Source organism: Streptomyces sp. NPDC055955, assembly GCF_042270245.1.
GTDB lineage: Bacteria > Actinomycetota > Actinomycetes > Streptomycetales > Streptomycetaceae > Streptomyces.
Genome location: NZ_JBHJYS010000017.1, coordinates 52,929 through 70,041, shown reverse-complemented (window position 1 = coordinate 70,041; position 17,113 = coordinate 52,929). Strand labels below are relative to the sequence as shown.

Genomic DNA, 17,113 nt, shown 5'->3' with positions numbered 1-17,113 from the left:
GCCGCCGGGGAACCCCGACGGGCCGGTAGTCGCCCTCGACGGGAGGGGACGCGGCGGGATGTGCGCGCGGAGCCACCCTAGGGAGCGCTCGGGACGCAGCCTTTTGGTGCCCGGAACCCGTAGAACGGCGAGCGCGTACATGCCGTAGTCACGTTCTCTGAGCGCCCGCCCCTCGGTGGCGTACGAGCCGGCTGCCGTCGGGGAAACCCCGACCGGCCGGCAGTCGCCCCCGACAGGAGGGGACGCGGCGGGATGTGCGCGCGGAGCCACCCTAGGGAGCGCTCGGGACGCAGCCTTTTGGTGCCTGGAACCCGTAGAACGGCGAGCACGTACATCCCGCCGCGTCCCCGCACCCCGAACGGCGAGACGCACCGAAGAACGGCGCAGCACCCTCGAACGGTGAGACGCACCGAAGAGCGGCGCAGCACCCTCGAGCGGTGAGAGGCCCCGAGAGCGGCGCAGTACCCCAAAAACGGCGAGACGCCCCACGACCAAGGCCGCGAGGCGCACCGAACCACCGCCGAGCCCGGCACCAGAGCGTGTCAGCCCTACAGCGCCGGAGTGCGTCATTCCCCCCGCACCGGAGCGAGCCCCCCGCACCGGAGCCCGTCAGCCCCCCAGCACCCGAGCCCGGCAAGCCGCAGGCGTGCCCCAAGCGTCCCGCAGCGGTCGGGCCTTGCGCAGCCACAGCGACAGGTCCAGCTCCTGTGTGTACCCGATCGCCCCATGGAGCTGAAGCGCAGCCCGCGCCGCCGCGTAGGACGCCTCGCCCGCAGCGACCTTCGCCGCCGCGATGTCCCCGGGCGCGAGCGAGAGCGCCGCCCCGAACACCAGCGGCCGCGCGAACTCCAGCCCCGTGAGCGCGTCCGCGAGCCGGTGCTTCACGGCTTGGAAGGAGCCGATGGGGACGCCGAACTGGGTGCGCTGCGTGACGTATTCGACGGTCCGGTGCAGCAGGGAGAGCCCCACGCCGAGCGACTGCGCGGCGGTGAGGAGCGAGGCCAGGTCCACAGCCCGCGCCGCCGCGTCCCGTACGTCCGGCCCCCGCGCGAGCAGCGTCCCGCCGTCCGCGGGCGCGTAGAGCCGGCGCGCGGGGTCGGCGGACGGCAGCAGAGGCCCGTGGCCGCCGGAGGCGAGCCGCAGCTCGTCACCGCTGACGGCGAAGACGGCGTCGGCGGAATCCGCGTCGAGGACGTACGAGGAGTCCACGCCCAGCGAAACGACCGCGTCCCCGGACGCGATCCGGGGGAGCCACTCCTTGGCGACATCGGGCAGGCCGCCCAGCAGCCGAGCGACGGCAGCGGTCTCCACCACAGGACCGGGCATTCCGTGCCGCCCCAACTCCACGTAGGACAGAGCCAGTTCGACCGGCAGGAACCCCGCCCCGTCGAACGCCTCCGGAACGCCGAGAGCGAAGACCCCCGTCCCGCCCAGCCGCTCCCACAGAGCTCGCCCGGGCCCATGGTCGCCGGACGACCAGGCCCGGATCACCATGGGCGTGTCCGCCGCGCCCAGAAGCCGATCGAGCGTGCGCCCGAACTCGGCCTGCTCCGCGTCGAGGAGGAACCTCATCAGCGCCGTCCCTTCGGCAGGCCGAGCAGCCGCTCGGCGATGATGTCGCGCTGGATCTCGTTGGTCCCCGCGTAGATGGGCCCGGCGAGCGAGAAGACGTGCCCCTCGCCCCACCCGCCGTCGTCGGCCAACTCCCCGTCCGCGCCGAGAAGATCGAGCGCGGTCTCATGCAGAGCGATGTCGTACTCCGACCAGAACACCTTGTTCAGGCTGGATTCGGCGCCGATCGTCTGGCCGGCCGCGAACCGCGACGCATTGGCGTACGTGAACAACTGGTACGCCCGCGCCCCGATCAAGGCGTCGGCGACCCGATCGCGCGTACCCGCGTCCTCCCCGCGCTCCCGCCACAGCCGCGCGAGCCGGTCGGCGGAAGCGAGGAAGCGGCCGGGGGAGCGCAGCGTGAGCCCGCGCTCGTTCCCCGTGGTGGACATCGCGATCCGCCACCCGTTGCCGGGCGCGCCGATGACGTCCTCGTCGGGGACGAAGACACGGTCGAGGAACAGCTCGGCGAACGCGGGCTTCCCGTCGAGCCGCCCGATGGGCCGCACGGTCACCCCGGGCGCCCGCAGGTCGAACATCAGGTAGGTCAGGCCCTGGTGGGGCCTGGGCGCGTCCGGGTCCGTACGGAAGATCCCGAAGGCCCGGTCGGCGAACGCGGCCCGCGAAGACCAGGTCTTCTGTCCGGACAGCAGCCAGCCCCCCTCGGTGCGCACGGCCTTGGACGTGAGGGACGCCAGGTCGGAGCCGGCCTCGGGCTCGGACCAGGCCTGCGCCCAGATCGTCTCGCCGCTCGCCATGGACGGCAGCACCCGGGCCCGCTGCTCGGGGGTGCCGTGGTCGAAGAGGGTCGGCGCGAGCAGGTTGATGCCGTTCTGCGAAACACGGCCCGGGGCGCCCGCGGCGTAGTACTCCTCCTCGAAGAGCAGCCACGTGAAGATGTCGGCGCCCCGCCCTCCGTACTCCTCGGGCCAGGACACCACCGACCAGCGGCCGGCGTGGAGCTCGGCCTCCCAGGCGCGGTGTGCGGCGAACCCCTCCTCGGTCTCCAGGGACGGCAGTGGCTCGTCCGGGACATGCGCGGCGAGCCACTGACGTGCCTCGGCGCGGAACGCGTCCTCGGCGGGTGTGAAGTCGAGGTCCATCAGGCGTTCGCCTCCTTCATCGCGCGTACGTCCATGCCGCCGAGGGAGTCCTTCGCCGTCTCCGCGTTGTGCGCGTGGGCGAGATGATGCAGGCCGAACACGGAGTCCATGCCCGCGTGCAGGCCCTGCAGGTCCTCCGCCTGGTTCACCGCCCGCTTGGTGAGGGCGAGCCCGAGCCGCGGCATCTCGGCGACGCGCAGCGCCAACTCGTCCGTGGTCCGGGCCAGTTCGCCGCGCCCCACGACGCGGTTGACCATCCCCACCTCGTGGGCCCGGCGGGCGCTCATCCGGTCGCCGGTGAACAGGAACTCCTTGGCGACGCGCGGCGGCATCACCCAGGGGTGCGCGAAGTACTCGACGCCGGGGATCCCCATGCGCACGACGGGATCCGCGAAGAACGCGTCGTCGGAGGCCACGATCAGGTCGCAGACCCAGGCGAGCATCAGCCCGCCCGCCACACACGCCCCGTGGACCGAGGCGATCACCGGCTTGGGCAGCTCGCGCCAGCGCCGGCACATGCCGAGATACACCTCCGACTCACGGGCGAACCGCGACTCGGCGCCCTGCTTGTCCGAGTGGTCCCACCAGAGTCCGGCCCGCCGCTCGAAGGGCAGATGCGCGTCCCGCTCCGGGGTGCCGATGTCGTGCCCCGCGGAGAAGTGGTCACCCGCCCCGGCCAGGACGACGACCTTGACGTCGGGGTCGTCGGCCGCGCGGTAGAAGGCGGCGTCCAGGGCGTAGGTCATCGCCGAGTTCTGCGCGTTGCGGTACCGCGGACGGTTCATCGTCACGTACGCGACCGGGCCGCGGCGCTCGTACAGGACAGGCTCAGGACCCTCGTGCGGGGCGGACTCGGGACCCTCGTGCGGGGCGGGTGCGGGACTGTCGTGGGCTGCGGGCATCGGAAACATCCTTCCCTAACAAGTGTTTGGTAGGTTAACGTACGTCCATGAGCAGCGTCGAGGAGTTTCGCGCCGAGATCCGGGCCTGGCTCGCGGACCATCTCGTAGGGGAGTTCGCCGAGTTGAGGGGCCGCGGCGGGCCGGGCCGTGAGCATGAGGCGTTCGAAGGGCGGCTCGCCTGGGAGCGGCACATGGCGGCGCACGGATGGACCTGCGTCGGCTGGCCCGTCGAGCACGGCGGCCGCGGCGCGAGCCTCGAGGAACAGATCGCGTTCCACGAGGAGTACGCGCTTGCGAACGCGCCCGCCCGGGTCAACCACATCGGGGAGCAGCTCCTCGGACCGACGCTCATCGCCTTCGGCACGGAGGAGCAGAAGAAGCGCTTCCTGCCGCCGATCGTCGCCGTCGAGGAGCTGTGGTGCCAGGGTTACAGCGAGCCGGACGCGGGCTCCGACCTGGCGAACGTCCGCACGAGAGGCGCCCTGTCGCCCGACGGTTCGCAGTGGGTCGTCGACGGCCAGAAGATCTGGACCTCGCTCGCCCATGAGGCGCAGTGGTGCTTCGTCGTCGCCCGCACCGAACCCGGCTCGCGTCGGCACGCGGGCCTGTCCTATCTCCTCGTGCCCCTCGACCAGCCGGGCGGCCGCGTCGACATACGCCCCATCGTGCAGCTCACCGGCACCAGCGAGTTCAACGAGGTGTTCTTCGACGGCGCCCGCACCGACGCGTCCCACGTCGTCGGCGAGCCCGGCGACGGCTGGCGGATCGCGATGGCCACCCTCGGCTTCGAGCGTGGCGTTTCCACCCTCGGTCAGCAGGTCGGATTCCGCCGCGAATGGGACGCACTCGCGGAGCTGGCCAGGAAGAACGGCGCGATCGCCGACCCCCTGATCCGCGACCGCCTCGTCCAGGCCTGGATCGACCTGGAGGCCATGGCGGCCTCCGCCCGGCGCGGCGTCGACCCCTCCGTCGGCAAGCTCCACTGGGCGGCCTGGCACCGCGGTCTCGGCGAGCTCGCCATGGACGTGTGCGGTGCCGCGTCCACGGTCGCCGCCGGGGAACCCTATGAACTCGACGCCTGGCAGCGGCTGTTCCTCTTCTCCCGCGCCGACACCATCTACGCCGGATCCGACGAGATCCAGAAGAACATCGTCGCCGAGCGCCTGCTCGGCCTGCCCAAGGAGGCGCGGGTATGAGCGCGAAGCCCGAGTATGTGCCCGGCCACGGCCTGCTGACGGGGCGCACGGCCGTCATCACCGCGGCCGCCGGAGCCGGGATCGGCGGCGCGACGGCACGCAAGTTCCTCGAAGAGGGCGCCCGCGTCCTCATCAGTGACGCGCACGCCCGCAGGCTCAAGGAGAGCGAACAGGCGCTCGCCGACGAGTTCGGCGCGGCGAACGTCGCCTCGCTGCCCTGCGACGTCACCGACGAGGAACAGGTCGCGGCCCTGTTCGCGCTGGCCGCCGAGGCGCACGGCGGCCTCGACATCGTGGTCAACAACGCCGGTCTCGGCGGCACTTCGGACCTCGTCGACATGACGGACGACCAGTGGTCCCGCGTCCTCGACGTCACCTTGAACGGCACGTTCCGGTGCACCAGGGCTGCGCTGCGGGCCTTCCGCGACACCGGCCGCCACGGCGTCGTCGTGAACAACGCGTCCGTCGTCGGCTGGCGCGCCCAGGCCGGACAGGCCCACTACGCCGCCGCCAAGGCGGGCGTCATGGCTCTCACCCGGTGCGCCGCGATCGAGGCGGCCGCGTACGGAGTCCGGGTCAACGCGGTCTCGCCCAGCCTCGCCATGCACCCCCACCTCGTGAAGGTCACCTCCGCCGAACTCCTCGCCGAACTCACCGAGAAGGAGGCCTTCGGCCGGTACGCCGAGCCCTGGGAGATCGCCAACGTGATCGTGTTCCTGGCGTCCGGCTACTCCTCGTACATGACGGGCGAGGTCGTCTCCGTCAGCAGCCGGCATGCGTAGCGCCGCCACCGTGTCGGTGAGGACGACAATGGACCCGTGCCTACCAAGAAGAAGCCCCAGGTGACCGCCTCGCCCGAGCGCCGCCGCGAACTCCTCGACACCGCCGCCGAGGTCTTCGCCGCCCAGGGGTACAACGCCACCACCGTCCGCAAGATCGCCGACCACGCGGGCATGCTCGCGGGCAGCCTCTACTACCACTTCGACTCCAAGGAGTCGATGCTCGAAGAGATCCTGCGGACCTTCCTCGACGAGCTGTGGCACGGATACGACTCCGTCCTCGACTCCCGGCTCGGCCCCAGGGAGACCCTGGAGGCCCTCGTCACCGAGTCCTTCCGCGAGATCGACCGGCACCGCGCGGCCGTCGCCATCTACCAGAAGGAGTCCAAGCACCTCGCCGTACAGGAGCGCTTCGAGTTCCTCGCGGCCTCCCAGCGCAAGTTCGAGAAGGCGTGGCTCTCCACCCTGGAGCGCGGCGTCGCCGCCGAGGTGTTCCGCGCCGACCTCGACATCCGGCTCACCTACCGGTTCGTCCGCGACACCGTCTGGGTCGCCGCGTCCTGGTACCGCCCCGGCGGACAGCACAGCCCCGAGGAGATCGCCCGCCAGTACCTCTCGATGGTCCTGGACGGCATCGCCGTACGCGTCACCCAACCCTGAAGGGAAACCCGTCATGGCCGAGGCCTACATAGTCGAAGCGGTCCGCACCCCCGTCGGACGGCGCAAGGGGGGTCTCGCCGCCGCCCACCCCGCCGACCTGGGCGCGCACGTCCTCAAGGAGCTCGTCGCCCGCTCCGGGATCGACCCGGCCGCCGTCGAGGACGTCGTCTTCGGCTGCCTCGACACGGTGGGCCCGCAGGCCGGTGACATCGCGCGGACCGCCTGGCTCGCCGCCGGCCTCCCCGAGGAGGTCCCCGGCGTGACGATCGACCGCCAGTGCGGTTCGTCACAGCAGGCCGTGCACTTCGCGGCGCAGGGCGTCCTGTCCGGCACCCAGGACCTCGTCGTCGCCGGCGGCACCCAGAACATGACGCAGATCCCCATCGCCTTCGCCTCCCGCCAGGCCGCCGAGCCCCTCGGCCTCACGGACGGCCCGTACGCGGGCAGCGAGGGCTGGCGCGCCCGCTACGGCGACCAGCCGGTGAACCAGTTCCACGGCGCCGAACTCATCGCCCGCAAGTGGGGCATCACCCGCCGTGACCAGGAGGAGTGGGCCCTGCGCTCCCACGAGCGGGCGATCCGGGCCATCGACGAGGGCCGCTTCGCCCGTGAGACCGTCGCCTACGCGGGCGTCACCGTGGACGAGGGCCCGCGCCGCGACACCACCCTGGAGAAGATGGCGGGCCTCAAGCCCGTCGTCGAGGGCGGCACGATCACCGCCGCCTGTTCCTCGCAGGTCTCCGACGGCGCCGCCGCGATGCTCCTCGCCTCGGAGCGCGCCGTACGGGAGCACGGCCTCACCCCGCGTGCCCGCGTCCACCACCTGTCCGTGCGCGGCGAGGACCCCATCCGCATGCTCTCCGCGCCGATCCCCGCGACGGCGTACGCCCTGAAGAAGACCGGCCTGTCCATGGACGACATCGACCTCGTCGAGATCAACGAGGCCTTCGCCCCCGTCGTCCTCGCCTGGCTCAAGGAGACGGGCACGGACCCGGAGAGGGTGAACGTGAACGGGGGAGCGATCGCCCTCGGGCACCCCCTCGGCGCGACCGGCGCGAAGCTGATGACGACGCTGCTGCACGAGCTGGAGCGCACGGGCGGACGCTACGGACTGCAGACGATGTGCGAGGGAGGCGGCCAGGCCAACGTCACGATCATCGAGCGTCTCTAGTCCCGTGACGGTCGTGCTAAGGTCGATGACGTTGCAGTTTTGGTACCCATAGACTTTATGTGCGCCTGACGGGAATGTTCCTCAGGCGCATTATTGTTTTCCGGCCGGTCTCCGGGCCACTCCGGATGGGGCTCAATGGTGCGACTGGAGATTCGAAGGACTCGGATTTCCGTACCGCCCCAGTAAAGGAGATTGTTATGGCCACCGGAACCGTGAAGTGGTTCAACTCGGAAAAGGGCTTCGGCTTCATCGAGCAGGACGGCGGCGGCGCCGACGTCTTCGCCCACTACTCCAACATCGCCACCTCGGGCTTCCGTGAGCTCCAGGAGGGCCAGAAGGTGACGTTCGACGTCACGCAGGGCCAGAAGGGCCCCCAGGCGGAGAACATCCTCCCCGCCTGAAACACCGCTTGATCCCAAGGATCACGCACCCCACGGCCGGGGTCCGCACCGCGAAGGTGCGGGCCCCGGCCCGTGCTGTCCCCAGGCCGGCGGCCCCGTGGGGCCTGTGGTCACCTTCCCGTCCGCCCGGCGGCCTGCTCCCCGGCGAACGGGAAGGTGACGACAGACCCTAGACGCGTCGATGGCCACCGGCTCCCGGCCGCCCAGGCCCAGGAAGGCATGCCCGCATGGCTAACCCCGCACGTCCGCCCCGCCCGACCCGCAACCGGTCCGCATCCGCTTCAGGAAGCGCGGGCGCCGGGAACGCCGGAAGGAATCCCCGGGGCGGAAGGTCCGGTGGAAGGGGCCGCGTTCCCGAGCGCAGGCCCACGCCGCCGCAGGAATTCACGATGCCGGAGAACACGACGCCCGCGCTGCCCGCGGCCGCGACGTTCGCCGAGCTCGACATGCCGGCCGGCCTTCTGAAGACGCTCACCGAGCAGGGCGTCACCGAGCCGTTCCCCATCCAGGGCGCCACCCTCCCCAACTCCCTCGCGGGACGCGACCTCCTCGGTCGCGGCCGCACCGGCTCCGGCAAGACCCTCGCGTTCGGCCTGCCGATGCTCGCCCGCACCGCCGGCCTCAAGGCGGAGCCGCGCATGCCGCTGGCCCTCGTCCTCGTGCCGACCCGCGAGCTCGCCCAGCAGGTCACCGACGCCCTCACGCCGTACGCGGGCGCCGTCAGGCTCCGCCTGACCACCGTCGTCGGCGGCATGTCGATCTCGCGTCAGGCGTCCTCCCTGCGCCGCGGCGCGGACGTCGTCGTGGCGACGCCCGGCCGCCTCAAGGACCTCATCGAGCGAGGTGACTGCGACCTGTCCGAGGTGCGGATCACCGTCCTCGACGAGGCCGACCAGATGGCCGACATGGGCTTCATGCCGCAGGTCACGGCGCTCCTCAAGCAGGTCGCCCCGGGCGGCCAGACCATGCTGTTCTCGGCGACGCTCGACCGGAACGTCGACCGGCTGGTCCGGCAGTTCCTCACCGACCCGGTCGTCCACTCCGTGGACCCGTCGGCGGGCGCCGTCACCACGATGGAGCACCACGTCCTGCACGTGCTCGACGAGACCGACAAGAAGGCCGTGACCGCGCGCATCGCCGCCCGCGAAGGCCGCGTGATCCTCTTCGTCGACACCAAGCGGTCCGCCGACCGGCTCGCCAAGCGGCTCCTCGCCAGCGGTGTCCTCGCGGCGCCGCTGCACGGCGGACGCTCGCAGCCGCAGCGCAACCGCACCCTGGAGCAGTTCAAGGACGGCCGGGTCACGGCCCTCGTCGCCACGAACGTCGCCGCCCGCGGCATACACGTCGACGACCTCGGCCTCGTCGTGAACGTCGACCCGCCGACCGAGCACAAGGACTACCTGCACCGCGGCGGCCGCACCGCCCGCGCCGGTGAGTCCGGCAGCGTCGTCACGCTGGTCCTGCCCGAGCAGAAGCGCGACGTCACGCGCCTCATGCGGGACGCGGGCATCCGCCCGCAGACCACGCAGGTCAAGTCCACCGACGAAGAGCTCGTCCGTATCACCGGCGCGCGCGAGCCCTCCGGCGTCCCCGCCGTCATCGAGGTCCCCGAGCCGACCGCTCCGGCCGCCTCCGGTGCCCGCAAGCCGCGGCGCAGCCGCGGCGGCAGCGGACGCGGACAGGGCGCCGGCCAGGCGGGGCGTGCCCAGGGCGGGCGCGCGCAGGCCGGGCGCGGCGAAGGCGGCGGCCAGGGCGGCGGGCGCGGCCAGGCCGTCCAGGGCGGCCGCTCCCAGGGCGCCGGTGGCCGGGGCCAGGGCGGCCGTTCCCAGGGCGGTCCCGGGCAGGGCGGCGCAGGTCAGAGTGCCGGCGGGCGCGGCGGCCGGGCGCGGCGCGGTCCGCGTGACGCCGGGCGCGGCGCGGCCGCGTAACCCGTACTCCAGCTGAACGGCGGGGCGGTGGGACGAGGTGAACAGCCTCGCCCCACCGCCCCGCTTCGCGTTCGCGTCAGTCGAGGAGCCGGTGACGCAGGGCCGCGACCGTGTGCCCGTCGAGGCCGAGCCCCCGCGAGACGTACCGGCCCAGGCTTCCGTAGTCCGCCCGCGCCTGGTCGACGGCCGCCGACAGATACTCCGTACGGACCTCCTGGAGCGGGATCAGCAGGTCCGGGTCGAGCATCATGCCGGACTGCTTCAGCCCGTCGCGCACCTTCGCGTCGTACGCGGCACGGAACCCGTTCGACGCCAAGTAGTCCTCCACGGCGGTCCGTTCGGGGACGCCGAGCAGCAACAGGAGGACATACGTCGTCCAGCCCGTGCGGTCCTTCCCCGATGTGCAGTGGTACAGGAGTGCGCCCCGGTCCCCGGTGCCGTACGCGGCGTCGCGCAGTGTGGCCGCGAACCGCGCGCGGTTGTCCACGTCCGACACGAACCGCGGATACACGCTCCGCATGAACGCGGCCGCCCGGCCGCCGCCGAGCATCTCCTCCTGCCGCACGGGGTCCTTGGAACCGATCGCGGCCATCATCTGCGCGTACAGGCCGTTGTCGGAGACGGGCCGTGACTGCGGGGTGAGGCCCGCGGGGAGGCGGTCCGCGCCGTCGTACTGGATCTCCACCGGGACCCGGTAGTCGACCACCCGGCGCAGACCGAGGCCCGCGAGCGTGGTGACGTCGGCGTCGGTGAGCTTGGACAGGGCGTCGGAGCGGTAGACGAGTCCGTGGCGGACACGACGGCCGCCGAGGGCCCGGTAGCCGCCCAGGTCGCGGACGTTGACCGCGCCCTGGAGCGGGATGTGCCGGATCGGCGGGTCCTGGTACGGACGCCGTCCGGCCGCGGCGGCACCGGGCGCGACGGCCGCGGCCGTCAGGGTGGTGAGCGCGGCGCCGACGAGGGCGCGTCTCGAAACGGTGCGTGGCATCGCTGAACTCCCTTGCGGGAAGCGGGATCACCCTGGGGTAGGCAGGGTGCCGAGCACGTGCCGGGCTTCGGACATCACGCGGGTGACGAGCTCCTCGCAGCTGGGGAGGTCCTCGATCACCCCCGCGACCTGGCCCGACGCCATGACGCCGAGGTCGGTGCGGCCCTCGACCATGGACGCCTTGAGGAGCACGGGGGTGTTCGCGGCGAGCAGGACCTGGCTCCACGACAGTTCCTTGCCGTGCTTCATCGCCAGTCCGTCGCGGACCATCTGCGGCCAGCTCAGGCCCGACAGCTTCCTGAACCCGGCGGCCCGCCGCACGGCCTGCACGAGCGCGCGCGTGCGCCCCGACCGCTCCAGCGAGTCGACGAGATCCGTCCGCAGCATGCGGTGCGGCAGACCGTCCACGGCGGTCGTCACCGTGACGTCCTTGACCGTGGCGGCCAGATATCTCGCCTTCACCGCGTCCGGGACGGTCGAGTCGGAGGTGAGCAGGAAACGGGTGCCCATGGCGACGCCGGCCGCCCCGTACGCGAGGGCGGCGACCAGGCCGCGCCCGTCGTGGAACCCGCCCGCGCCGATCACGGGGATGTCCACGGCGTCCACGACCTGCGGCAGGAGCACCGTCGTCGCGACGTCCCCCGTGTGCCCGCCGCCCTCGCCGCCCTGCACGATGACGGCGTCCGCGCCCCAGGCGGCGACCTTCTCCGCGTGCCGCCGGGCACCGATGGACGGGATGACGACGACGCCGGCGTCCTTCAGCTCGGCGATCAGGTCACGGGACGGCGCGAGCGCGAACGAGGCGACCCGCACCCCCTCGTCGATGATCACCCGCACCCGGTCCCGCGCGTCACCGGCGTCCGCGCGCAGATTGACCCCGAAGGGCTCGTCCGTACGGGACTTCACCTCGCGCACCGCCGACCTGAGCTGATCGAGGGTCATGGTGGCGGAGGCGAGGATGCCGAGCGCCCCGGCGTTCGCCGACGCCGACACGAGGCGCGGGCCCGCGACCCAGCCCATGCCGGTCTGTACGAGCGGATGGCGGACACCGACCAGCTCGGTGAACGCCGTCTCGAGGGTCGCGTCGCTCATACGGTCCTGACCTCGCGGTCGCGCAGGCCCTTCGGGTCGATGACCTCGCGGATCAGCCGCAGCTCCTCAGGGGTGGGCTCGCGCGTCTGCGGCACCTCGCCCCCGTCCGGCAGGGCCAGGGGGAAGCCCGTCGCCGCGATCACCTCGTCGACGGTGACTCCGGGGTGCACGGACGCGAGCCGCATCGAGCGGTCCGGAGTCTCGAAGTCGAAGACGCCGAGGTTCGACACGACGCGCGGGATGCGGTGGTAGCGCGTCGCCGAGGGTCCGGCCGCGGCGGCGCTGTCGTACCCGACCCCGCTGATCATGTCGACCTTCTCGACGAACACGCGCGCGGAGTGCTTGGGCACCCAGTAACTCACCGGATTGTTGAGGGTGTTCACGGGCGCCCCGCGGACGCCGAGGAGCTGGCGGTCGGGGCGGTCCCAGTCGCCGATGCACGAGATGTTCTGGTTGCCGTGCCGGTCGATCTGGCTCGCGCCCATCATCACGTGACGCCTGCCGCCGGTGACCATGGTCAGGTGCTGACGGTACGGAAGCCAGCCCTCCGGCTCCCCGCCGAGACCCACGGTCATCGCCTCGCCGTCGGTGAGGAGCAGATCGGGGGAGAACGTGTGCCTGGCGAGGCGGGCGCCGACGGACGGGATCAGTCCCATCGGACTGGCCAGGATCTCGCCGCTGTCGCGCCAGGCGTCCGCGCAGGCGATGACGCAGTATTCGGCGCGGGTGGGGGTGGTGGTCGTTCCCGGGGTGGTTCCCGTCGCCGGGACGGGCGCAGGTGTGCGCGTGGCCGCGCCGGTGGCCGGCCCCGCGTGCTCCTGCTGCTCCGCGTGCCAGCTGCGTACCGCTTCCTGGTAGCTCTTCTCGTCGCCGCGCGCAGGCAGGAAGCGCTCGGCGAACTCGGGCCAGGGCGTGGTCGCGTACAGCTTCTGGAAGGCCTCGTCCCGGCCGTAGTCGGGGGCGCACGACGTGAAGTGCGCGCCGTTCGGTGTCTCGACGACGCCGGTGACCGCGTGCCGCTTGACGAGAAGGGTCTGCGGAACGGCGTCCCCCACGTCGCCGAATCCCTCCACCAGCTCCTCGCAGGACACGTACGCCGTGTCGGCCGCCTCGCAGAACAGGTCGTCGAAGTACGGGTCGGGGCCCAGGTACTGGCCGTTGCCGTGCCGGTCCGCGCGGTTCATGTGGACGAGCGCCGCGTCCATCCGCAGCGCCGGCATCGCGACCAGGGTCTCCCCGTCCTCGTACGGCGAACCGACCGTCCTGAGACCGGGGTTGACGCGCATGACGTCCGAGCCGATGCCGGCCCGTACCGGGATGAAGGGGAGCCGGTTCGCCGCGGCGTGCAGGCCCCACATGAACATCGCCTCGTCGACCTCCGTCAGCTCGAACGCGCCGCGCTGGCGGGCCTCGCGGAAGTGCGGTTCGAGCGGGATCGAGTCGAGGGTCACGAAGGCGGTGACCAGCTTGCGGATCTTCCCGGCGGCGGCGAGCAGGCCGACGTCAGGACCGCCGTACGCGATGACGGTCAGGTCCGTGACGTCGCTGCGCAGCAGGGCCCGCACCAGGGCCATGGGCTTGCGCCGCGAACCCCAGCCGCCGATGCCGATGGTCATGCCGCTGCGGAGGCGGGCGACGACGTCCTCGGGCGTCATGGTCTTGTCCGTCATTCGGCTTCCCCCTCGGTTGCCGTGTCCGTGTCCGTGTCCGTGTCCGTGCCGAACGTGTCGCGGATGCGGTCCGCGACGCCGCTGAGGTTCGCCTCGAAGGTGAAGCCCTGCTCGAAGCGGTAGCTCCGGCGTACGTCGACGGGGTCGATGCCGTTGATCGCGGCCTTGGCGAGTCGGATGAGCGAGCCGTCCTTGCGGGCGATCTCGCGGGCCAGGTCCAGTGCGGCGGCACCGAGTTCGGCGCGTGGCACGACCTTCCAGACGGAACCGTGCGCGTGCAGCTCCTGCGCCGTCGCCGTGCGGGAGGTGTAGTAGAGGGCGCGCATCAGGTGCTGCGGCACCAGTCTGGCGAGATGCGTCGCGGCGCCCAGCGCTCCGCGGTCGAGCTCGGGGAGGCCGAACGTGGCGTCGTCCGAGGCGACGATCGCGTCCGCGTTGCCCACGAGTCCGATGCCGCCGCCCAGGCAGAAGCCGTTGACCGCGGCGACGACGGGCACCTCGCACTCGTACACGGCCGCGAAGGCCTCGTAGCAGCCGCGGTTCGCGCCGATGAGGGCGCCGTGGCCGCCGGACGCCGTGTCGCGCTGCATCTCCTTGATGTCGACGCCCGCGTTGAACCCGCGGCCCTCGGAGGCGAGGACGACACAGCGTATGTCCGGGTCGCGGCCCGCCGCGCGCAGGGCGTCGGCCAGGTCGTACCAGCCTCGCACCGGCAGCGCGTTGACCGGAGGGAAGTCCACCGTGACGACGGCGATCCCCTTTTCGGGTGAGGAGGTGGAGACACCCATGGCGTTCAGCTACCTTTCCACCTAACGTTTGTTTGGTAGGAAGGTAGCAGGCGATGGGGACGAGCGGAATGGACCTGAGGTGGATGGCGTGGATCTGAGCTCAAGGCCCCTGAGGGGGAAGGTCGCGGTCGTCACCGGGGGCACCCGGGGTGTGGGAGCCGGGATCGCGGCGGCGTTCGTGCGGGCGGGGGCGGACGTGGTGGTGTGCGCGCGCAGACCGCCCGAAGAGCCGCTGCCCGGCTGCGAGTTCATCCCCGTCGACCTGCGGGACGGCCCGGCCGTACGGCGCTTCTTCGCGGGCCTCGACCAGGTGGACGTGCTGGTGAACAACGCGGGAGGTACGCCGTACCGGCTGCTCGGGGAGTCCGACGCGGAGCGGCACGCGCGCGTGGTCGAGCTCAATCTCACGGCACCGATGACCGCGTCGCTGGCCGCGCGCGAACAACTGCGGCGCACGCGCGGCTCCGTCGTGATGATCGGCAGCGTGAGCGGCGCGAGACCCTCGCCGGGCACGGCGGCGTACGGGGCGGCCAAGGCGGGTCTGGAGAACCTGGCGCGCTCGATGGCGGTGGAGTGGGCGCCCGAGATACGGGTGAACACGCTGGTCCTGGGGATGGTGCGCACCGAACTGTCCCATCTGCACTACGGGGACGAGGAAGGCGTGGCGGCGGTGGGGCGCACGGTGCCGGTCGGACGCCTCGCCGAGCCCTCGGAGATCGGGGACGCGGCGGTGTTCCTCGCCTCGGGCGCCGCGTCGTACATCACGGGGGCGAGCCTCCTCGTGCACGGAGGCGGGGAGCGTCCGGCGTTCCTGGACGCGGCAACGGTCAACAAGGAGGCGTGACATGACGAACGACAAGGGAGCGGCTGTGGCTGCGGACACCGGTACGGGTTCTGGGCTGTGCGCGGGGCGCGTCGTCATCGTGACGGGGGCCGGGCGCGGACTGGGGCGCGCGCACGCGCTGGCGTTCGCCGCCGAGGGCGCGCGGGTCGTGGTCAACGACCTGGGGGTGGGCCTGGACGGGGCCCCCGCACCGGACAGTCCGGCGGCCCAAGTGGTGGCGGAGATACGGGCCTTCGGCGGCGAGGCGGTCGCCCACGGCGGGGACATCGCGACCACGGACGGCGCCGCGTCCCTCGTCGCCACGGCCCTCGACACGTTCGGACGCCTGGACACGCTGGTCAACAACGCGGGCTTCCTGCGCGACCGGATGCTGGTCAACCTCGACGAGGACGACTGGGACGCGGTCGTGCGAGTGCATCTCAAGGGCCACTTCCTGCCCTTGAAGCACGCGGCGGCGCACTGGCGCGCGGAGGCGAAGGCAGGCAGGACACCCTCGGCCCGGGTCGTGAACACGTCGTCGGGGGCGGGTCTGCTCGGCTCGGTGGGCCAGGGCAACTACAGCGCGGCGAAGGCCGGCATCGTGGGTCTGACCCTGGTCGCCGCGGCGGAGATGGGGCGGTACGGGGTGCAGGTGAACGCGGTCGCACCGGCGGCCCGCACCCGCATGACGGAGCGCACGTTCGCCGACACCATGACCGCCCCCGAGGACGGCTTCGACGCGATGGCCCCGGAGAACGTGTCGCCGGTGGTGGTGTGGCTCGGCTCCGCCGCCAGCGACGGAGTGACCGGCCGTGTCTTCGAGGCGGAGGCCGGCCGCATCACGGTCATGGAGGGCTGGCGCCCGGGCCCCACCGCCGACAAGGCGTCGCGCTGGACCCCGGCCGAGGCGGGGGAGGCGGCGAGGGAACTCCTCGGCAGGGCGGAGGTGCCGGGGGCGGTGTACGGGAGCGGGTGACGCCTCTCAGTGGGGGGGGGTGCCTGCGGCTGTCCCTACGGGGGGAGCGGGTGACGCCCCCGGCGGGGGCGTGCCCCGGCTGTCCCCACGGGCCACCCCGTCACCTTCCCGCTGAGCGGGAATCCGGCCTCCCTGCGCGTCGCGGCTCCGGCCTACCGTCTGGCCCACCGCGGTGCACCGCACCGCGGGCCGGACCGTCACCCCAAGGAGCCGAGATGCTTGACGTCCGCAGCCGGCAGGAGGCCGCCGCGCGCTTGCGTCGCGCCGAGCTCGGCCGCAGCCCCGTGGCGCCCCTGGCCGGCGCGTTCGAGGGCATCGGAACCGAGGACGCGTACGAGATCCAGCTGATCAACATCCGGCACAGGACCGCCCTGGGTGCCCAGGTCACCGGGCACAAGGTGGGCCTCTCGTCGCCGGTGATGCAGCGCATGATGGGCGTGGACGAGCCCGACTACGGCCATCTCCTCGACGACATGGAGCTGCGCGAGGACCAGCCCGTGGACACCGTCCGCTACTGCGCGCCCCGCGTCGAGGTCGAGATCGGATTCGTACTCGGCGACGACCTGCCGGGCGAGGGCTGCACCCCGGCCGACGTCCTCGCCGCGACCGAACGCGTCGTGCCCGCACTGGAGTTGATCGACAGCCGGATCGCCGACTGGCGCATCACCATCGCCGACACGATCGCCGACAACGCCTCGTCCGCCGGTTACGTCATCGGCGCGGGCCGCGACCCGCGCGACCTCGATCTGAAGGCCGTCGAGGCCCGGCTCACCTGCGACGGCGACGAGATCGCGCAGGGCCGCGGTGACGCCGTCCTCGGTGACCCCGCGGTCTCCGTCGCCTGGCTGGCCCGCACCGTCGCCCGCTTCGACGTGCCCCTGCGCAAGGGGCACGTCATCCTGCCCGGCTCCTGCACCCGCGCCGTCGACGTCGAGGCGGGCCGCACCTACACCGCCGAGTTCACCGGACTCGGCGCCGTATCGCTCTCGTTCCGATGACCCGACGGGTCCGCTGACTCTCTGCTG

16 protein-coding genes and 1 pseudogene are annotated in these 17,113 nt (G+C 72.3%); 9 read left to right on the top strand and 8 right to left on the bottom strand.

The genetic code is table 11. The annotated features are described in order from the left end of the window. Positions 1-609 precede the first annotated feature (609 nt). Genes ACFC96_RS29895 through ACFC96_RS29885 form a run of 3 tightly spaced genes read right to left on the bottom strand, consistent with a single transcriptional unit; the run spans position 610 to position 3,616 of the window. On the bottom strand, positions 610-1,572 hold the full coding sequence (locus tag ACFC96_RS29895; RefSeq protein ID WP_376258563.1) for an acyl-CoA dehydrogenase family protein: 963 nt from the start codon (positions 1,570-1,572) through the stop codon (positions 610-612). Beyond that, positions 1,572-2,714: an acyl-CoA dehydrogenase family protein gene (locus ACFC96_RS29890; protein WP_376258561.1), complete on the bottom strand. Its 1,143-nt coding sequence runs from the start codon at positions 2,712-2,714 to the stop codon at positions 1,572-1,574. The genes ACFC96_RS29895 and ACFC96_RS29890 overlap by 1 nt, the downstream gene beginning before the upstream one ends. Then, positions 2,714-3,616, bottom strand: a complete 903-nt coding sequence (locus ACFC96_RS29885; protein WP_340460672.1) for an enoyl-CoA hydratase — start codon at positions 3,614-3,616, stop codon at positions 2,714-2,716. Before ACFC96_RS29885 ends, ACFC96_RS29890 begins: the two co-directional genes overlap by 1 nt. Positions 3,617-3,663: 47 nt before the next feature. Here ACFC96_RS29885 and ACFC96_RS29880 point away from each other — a divergent pair, with 47 nt between their 5' ends. From ACFC96_RS29880 to ACFC96_RS29855, 6 genes are all read left to right on the top strand, one after another. Then, positions 3,664-4,812, top strand: coding sequence for an acyl-CoA dehydrogenase family protein (locus ACFC96_RS29880; RefSeq protein WP_376615035.1), 1,149 nt, complete (start codon positions 3,664-3,666; stop codon positions 4,810-4,812). Beyond that, the gene (locus ACFC96_RS29875; RefSeq protein WP_376258558.1) at positions 4,809-5,594 is read left to right on the top strand and encodes an SDR family oxidoreductase; all 786 of its coding nucleotides are present in this window, start codon (positions 4,809-4,811) and stop codon (positions 5,592-5,594) included. Before ACFC96_RS29880 ends, ACFC96_RS29875 begins: the two co-directional genes overlap by 4 nt. A 36-nt stretch (positions 5,595-5,630) precedes the next feature. Beyond that, positions 5,631-6,251, top strand: a complete 621-nt coding sequence (locus ACFC96_RS29870) for a TetR/AcrR family transcriptional regulator (RefSeq protein ID WP_116502637.1) — start codon at positions 5,631-5,633, stop codon at positions 6,249-6,251. Positions 6,252-6,264: 13 nt separating this feature from the next. Next, a complete protein-coding gene (locus ACFC96_RS29865; RefSeq protein ID WP_376258556.1) occupies positions 6,265-7,422 on the top strand; it encodes an acetyl-CoA C-acetyltransferase in 1,158 nt (385 codons plus the stop codon). A gap of 197 nt (positions 7,423-7,619) precedes the next feature. Further along, positions 7,620-7,823: a cold-shock protein gene (locus ACFC96_RS29860; RefSeq protein WP_005318814.1), complete on the top strand. Its 204-nt coding sequence runs from the start codon at positions 7,620-7,622 to the stop codon at positions 7,821-7,823. Positions 7,824-8,050: 227 nt separating this feature from the next. Continuing rightward, positions 8,051-9,751 (top strand): DEAD/DEAH box helicase, encoded by a 1,701-nt coding sequence (locus ACFC96_RS29855; protein WP_376615033.1) that lies wholly within the window; start codon positions 8,051-8,053, stop codon positions 9,749-9,751. 76 nt (positions 9,752-9,827) lie between these two features. Here the strand turns inward: ACFC96_RS29855 and ACFC96_RS29850 are convergent, their stop codons facing one another. The 5 genes and pseudogenes from ACFC96_RS29850 to ACFC96_RS29830 all read right to left on the bottom strand — a co-directional run bounded on the left by ACFC96_RS29850 (position 9,828) and on the right by ACFC96_RS29830 (position 14,289). Next, on the bottom strand, positions 9,828-10,739 hold the full coding sequence (locus ACFC96_RS29850; RefSeq protein WP_376615031.1) for a tyrosine-protein phosphatase: 912 nt from the start codon (positions 10,737-10,739) through the stop codon (positions 9,828-9,830). Positions 10,740-10,766: 27 nt separating this feature from the next. After that, the gene (locus ACFC96_RS29845) at positions 10,767-11,831 is read right to left on the bottom strand and encodes an NAD(P)H-dependent flavin oxidoreductase (protein ID WP_376258551.1); all 1,065 of its coding nucleotides are present in this window, start codon (positions 11,829-11,831) and stop codon (positions 10,767-10,769) included. Then, positions 11,828-12,538: a CoA-transferase subunit beta gene (locus tag ACFC96_RS29840; RefSeq protein ID WP_376615129.1), complete on the bottom strand. Its 711-nt coding sequence runs from the start codon at positions 12,536-12,538 to the stop codon at positions 11,828-11,830. Before ACFC96_RS29840 ends, ACFC96_RS29845 begins: the two co-directional genes overlap by 4 nt. Before the next feature lie 111 nt (positions 12,539-12,649). Next, a pseudogene (locus ACFC96_RS29835) lies at positions 12,650-13,501 on the bottom strand (CoA transferase subunit A); the annotation flags it as partial. After that, complete coding sequence (locus tag ACFC96_RS29830; protein WP_376258550.1) at positions 13,498-14,289, bottom strand: enoyl-CoA hydratase family protein; 792 nt, start codon at positions 14,287-14,289, stop codon at positions 13,498-13,500. The pseudogene ACFC96_RS29835 and the gene ACFC96_RS29830, both read right to left, overlap by 4 nt. Positions 14,290-14,377: 88 nt before the next feature. Here ACFC96_RS29830 and ACFC96_RS29825 point away from each other — a divergent pair, with 88 nt between their 5' ends. The 3 genes from ACFC96_RS29825 (at position 14,378) to ACFC96_RS29815 (ending at position 17,086) form a co-directional block, all read left to right on the top strand. After that, entirely contained in the window at positions 14,378-15,133 is a 756-nt protein-coding gene (locus ACFC96_RS29825) for an SDR family oxidoreductase (RefSeq protein WP_376615029.1), read from the top strand. A gap of 1 nt (position 15,134) precedes the next feature. Beyond that, a complete protein-coding gene (locus tag ACFC96_RS29820) occupies positions 15,135-16,088 on the top strand; it encodes an SDR family oxidoreductase (RefSeq protein ID WP_376615027.1) in 954 nt (317 codons plus the stop codon). Positions 16,089-16,303: 215 nt separating this feature from the next. Beyond that, the gene (locus ACFC96_RS29815) at positions 16,304-17,086 is read left to right on the top strand and encodes a 2-keto-4-pentenoate hydratase (protein ID WP_376258547.1); all 783 of its coding nucleotides are present in this window, start codon (positions 16,304-16,306) and stop codon (positions 17,084-17,086) included. Positions 17,087-17,113 lie beyond the last annotated feature (27 nt).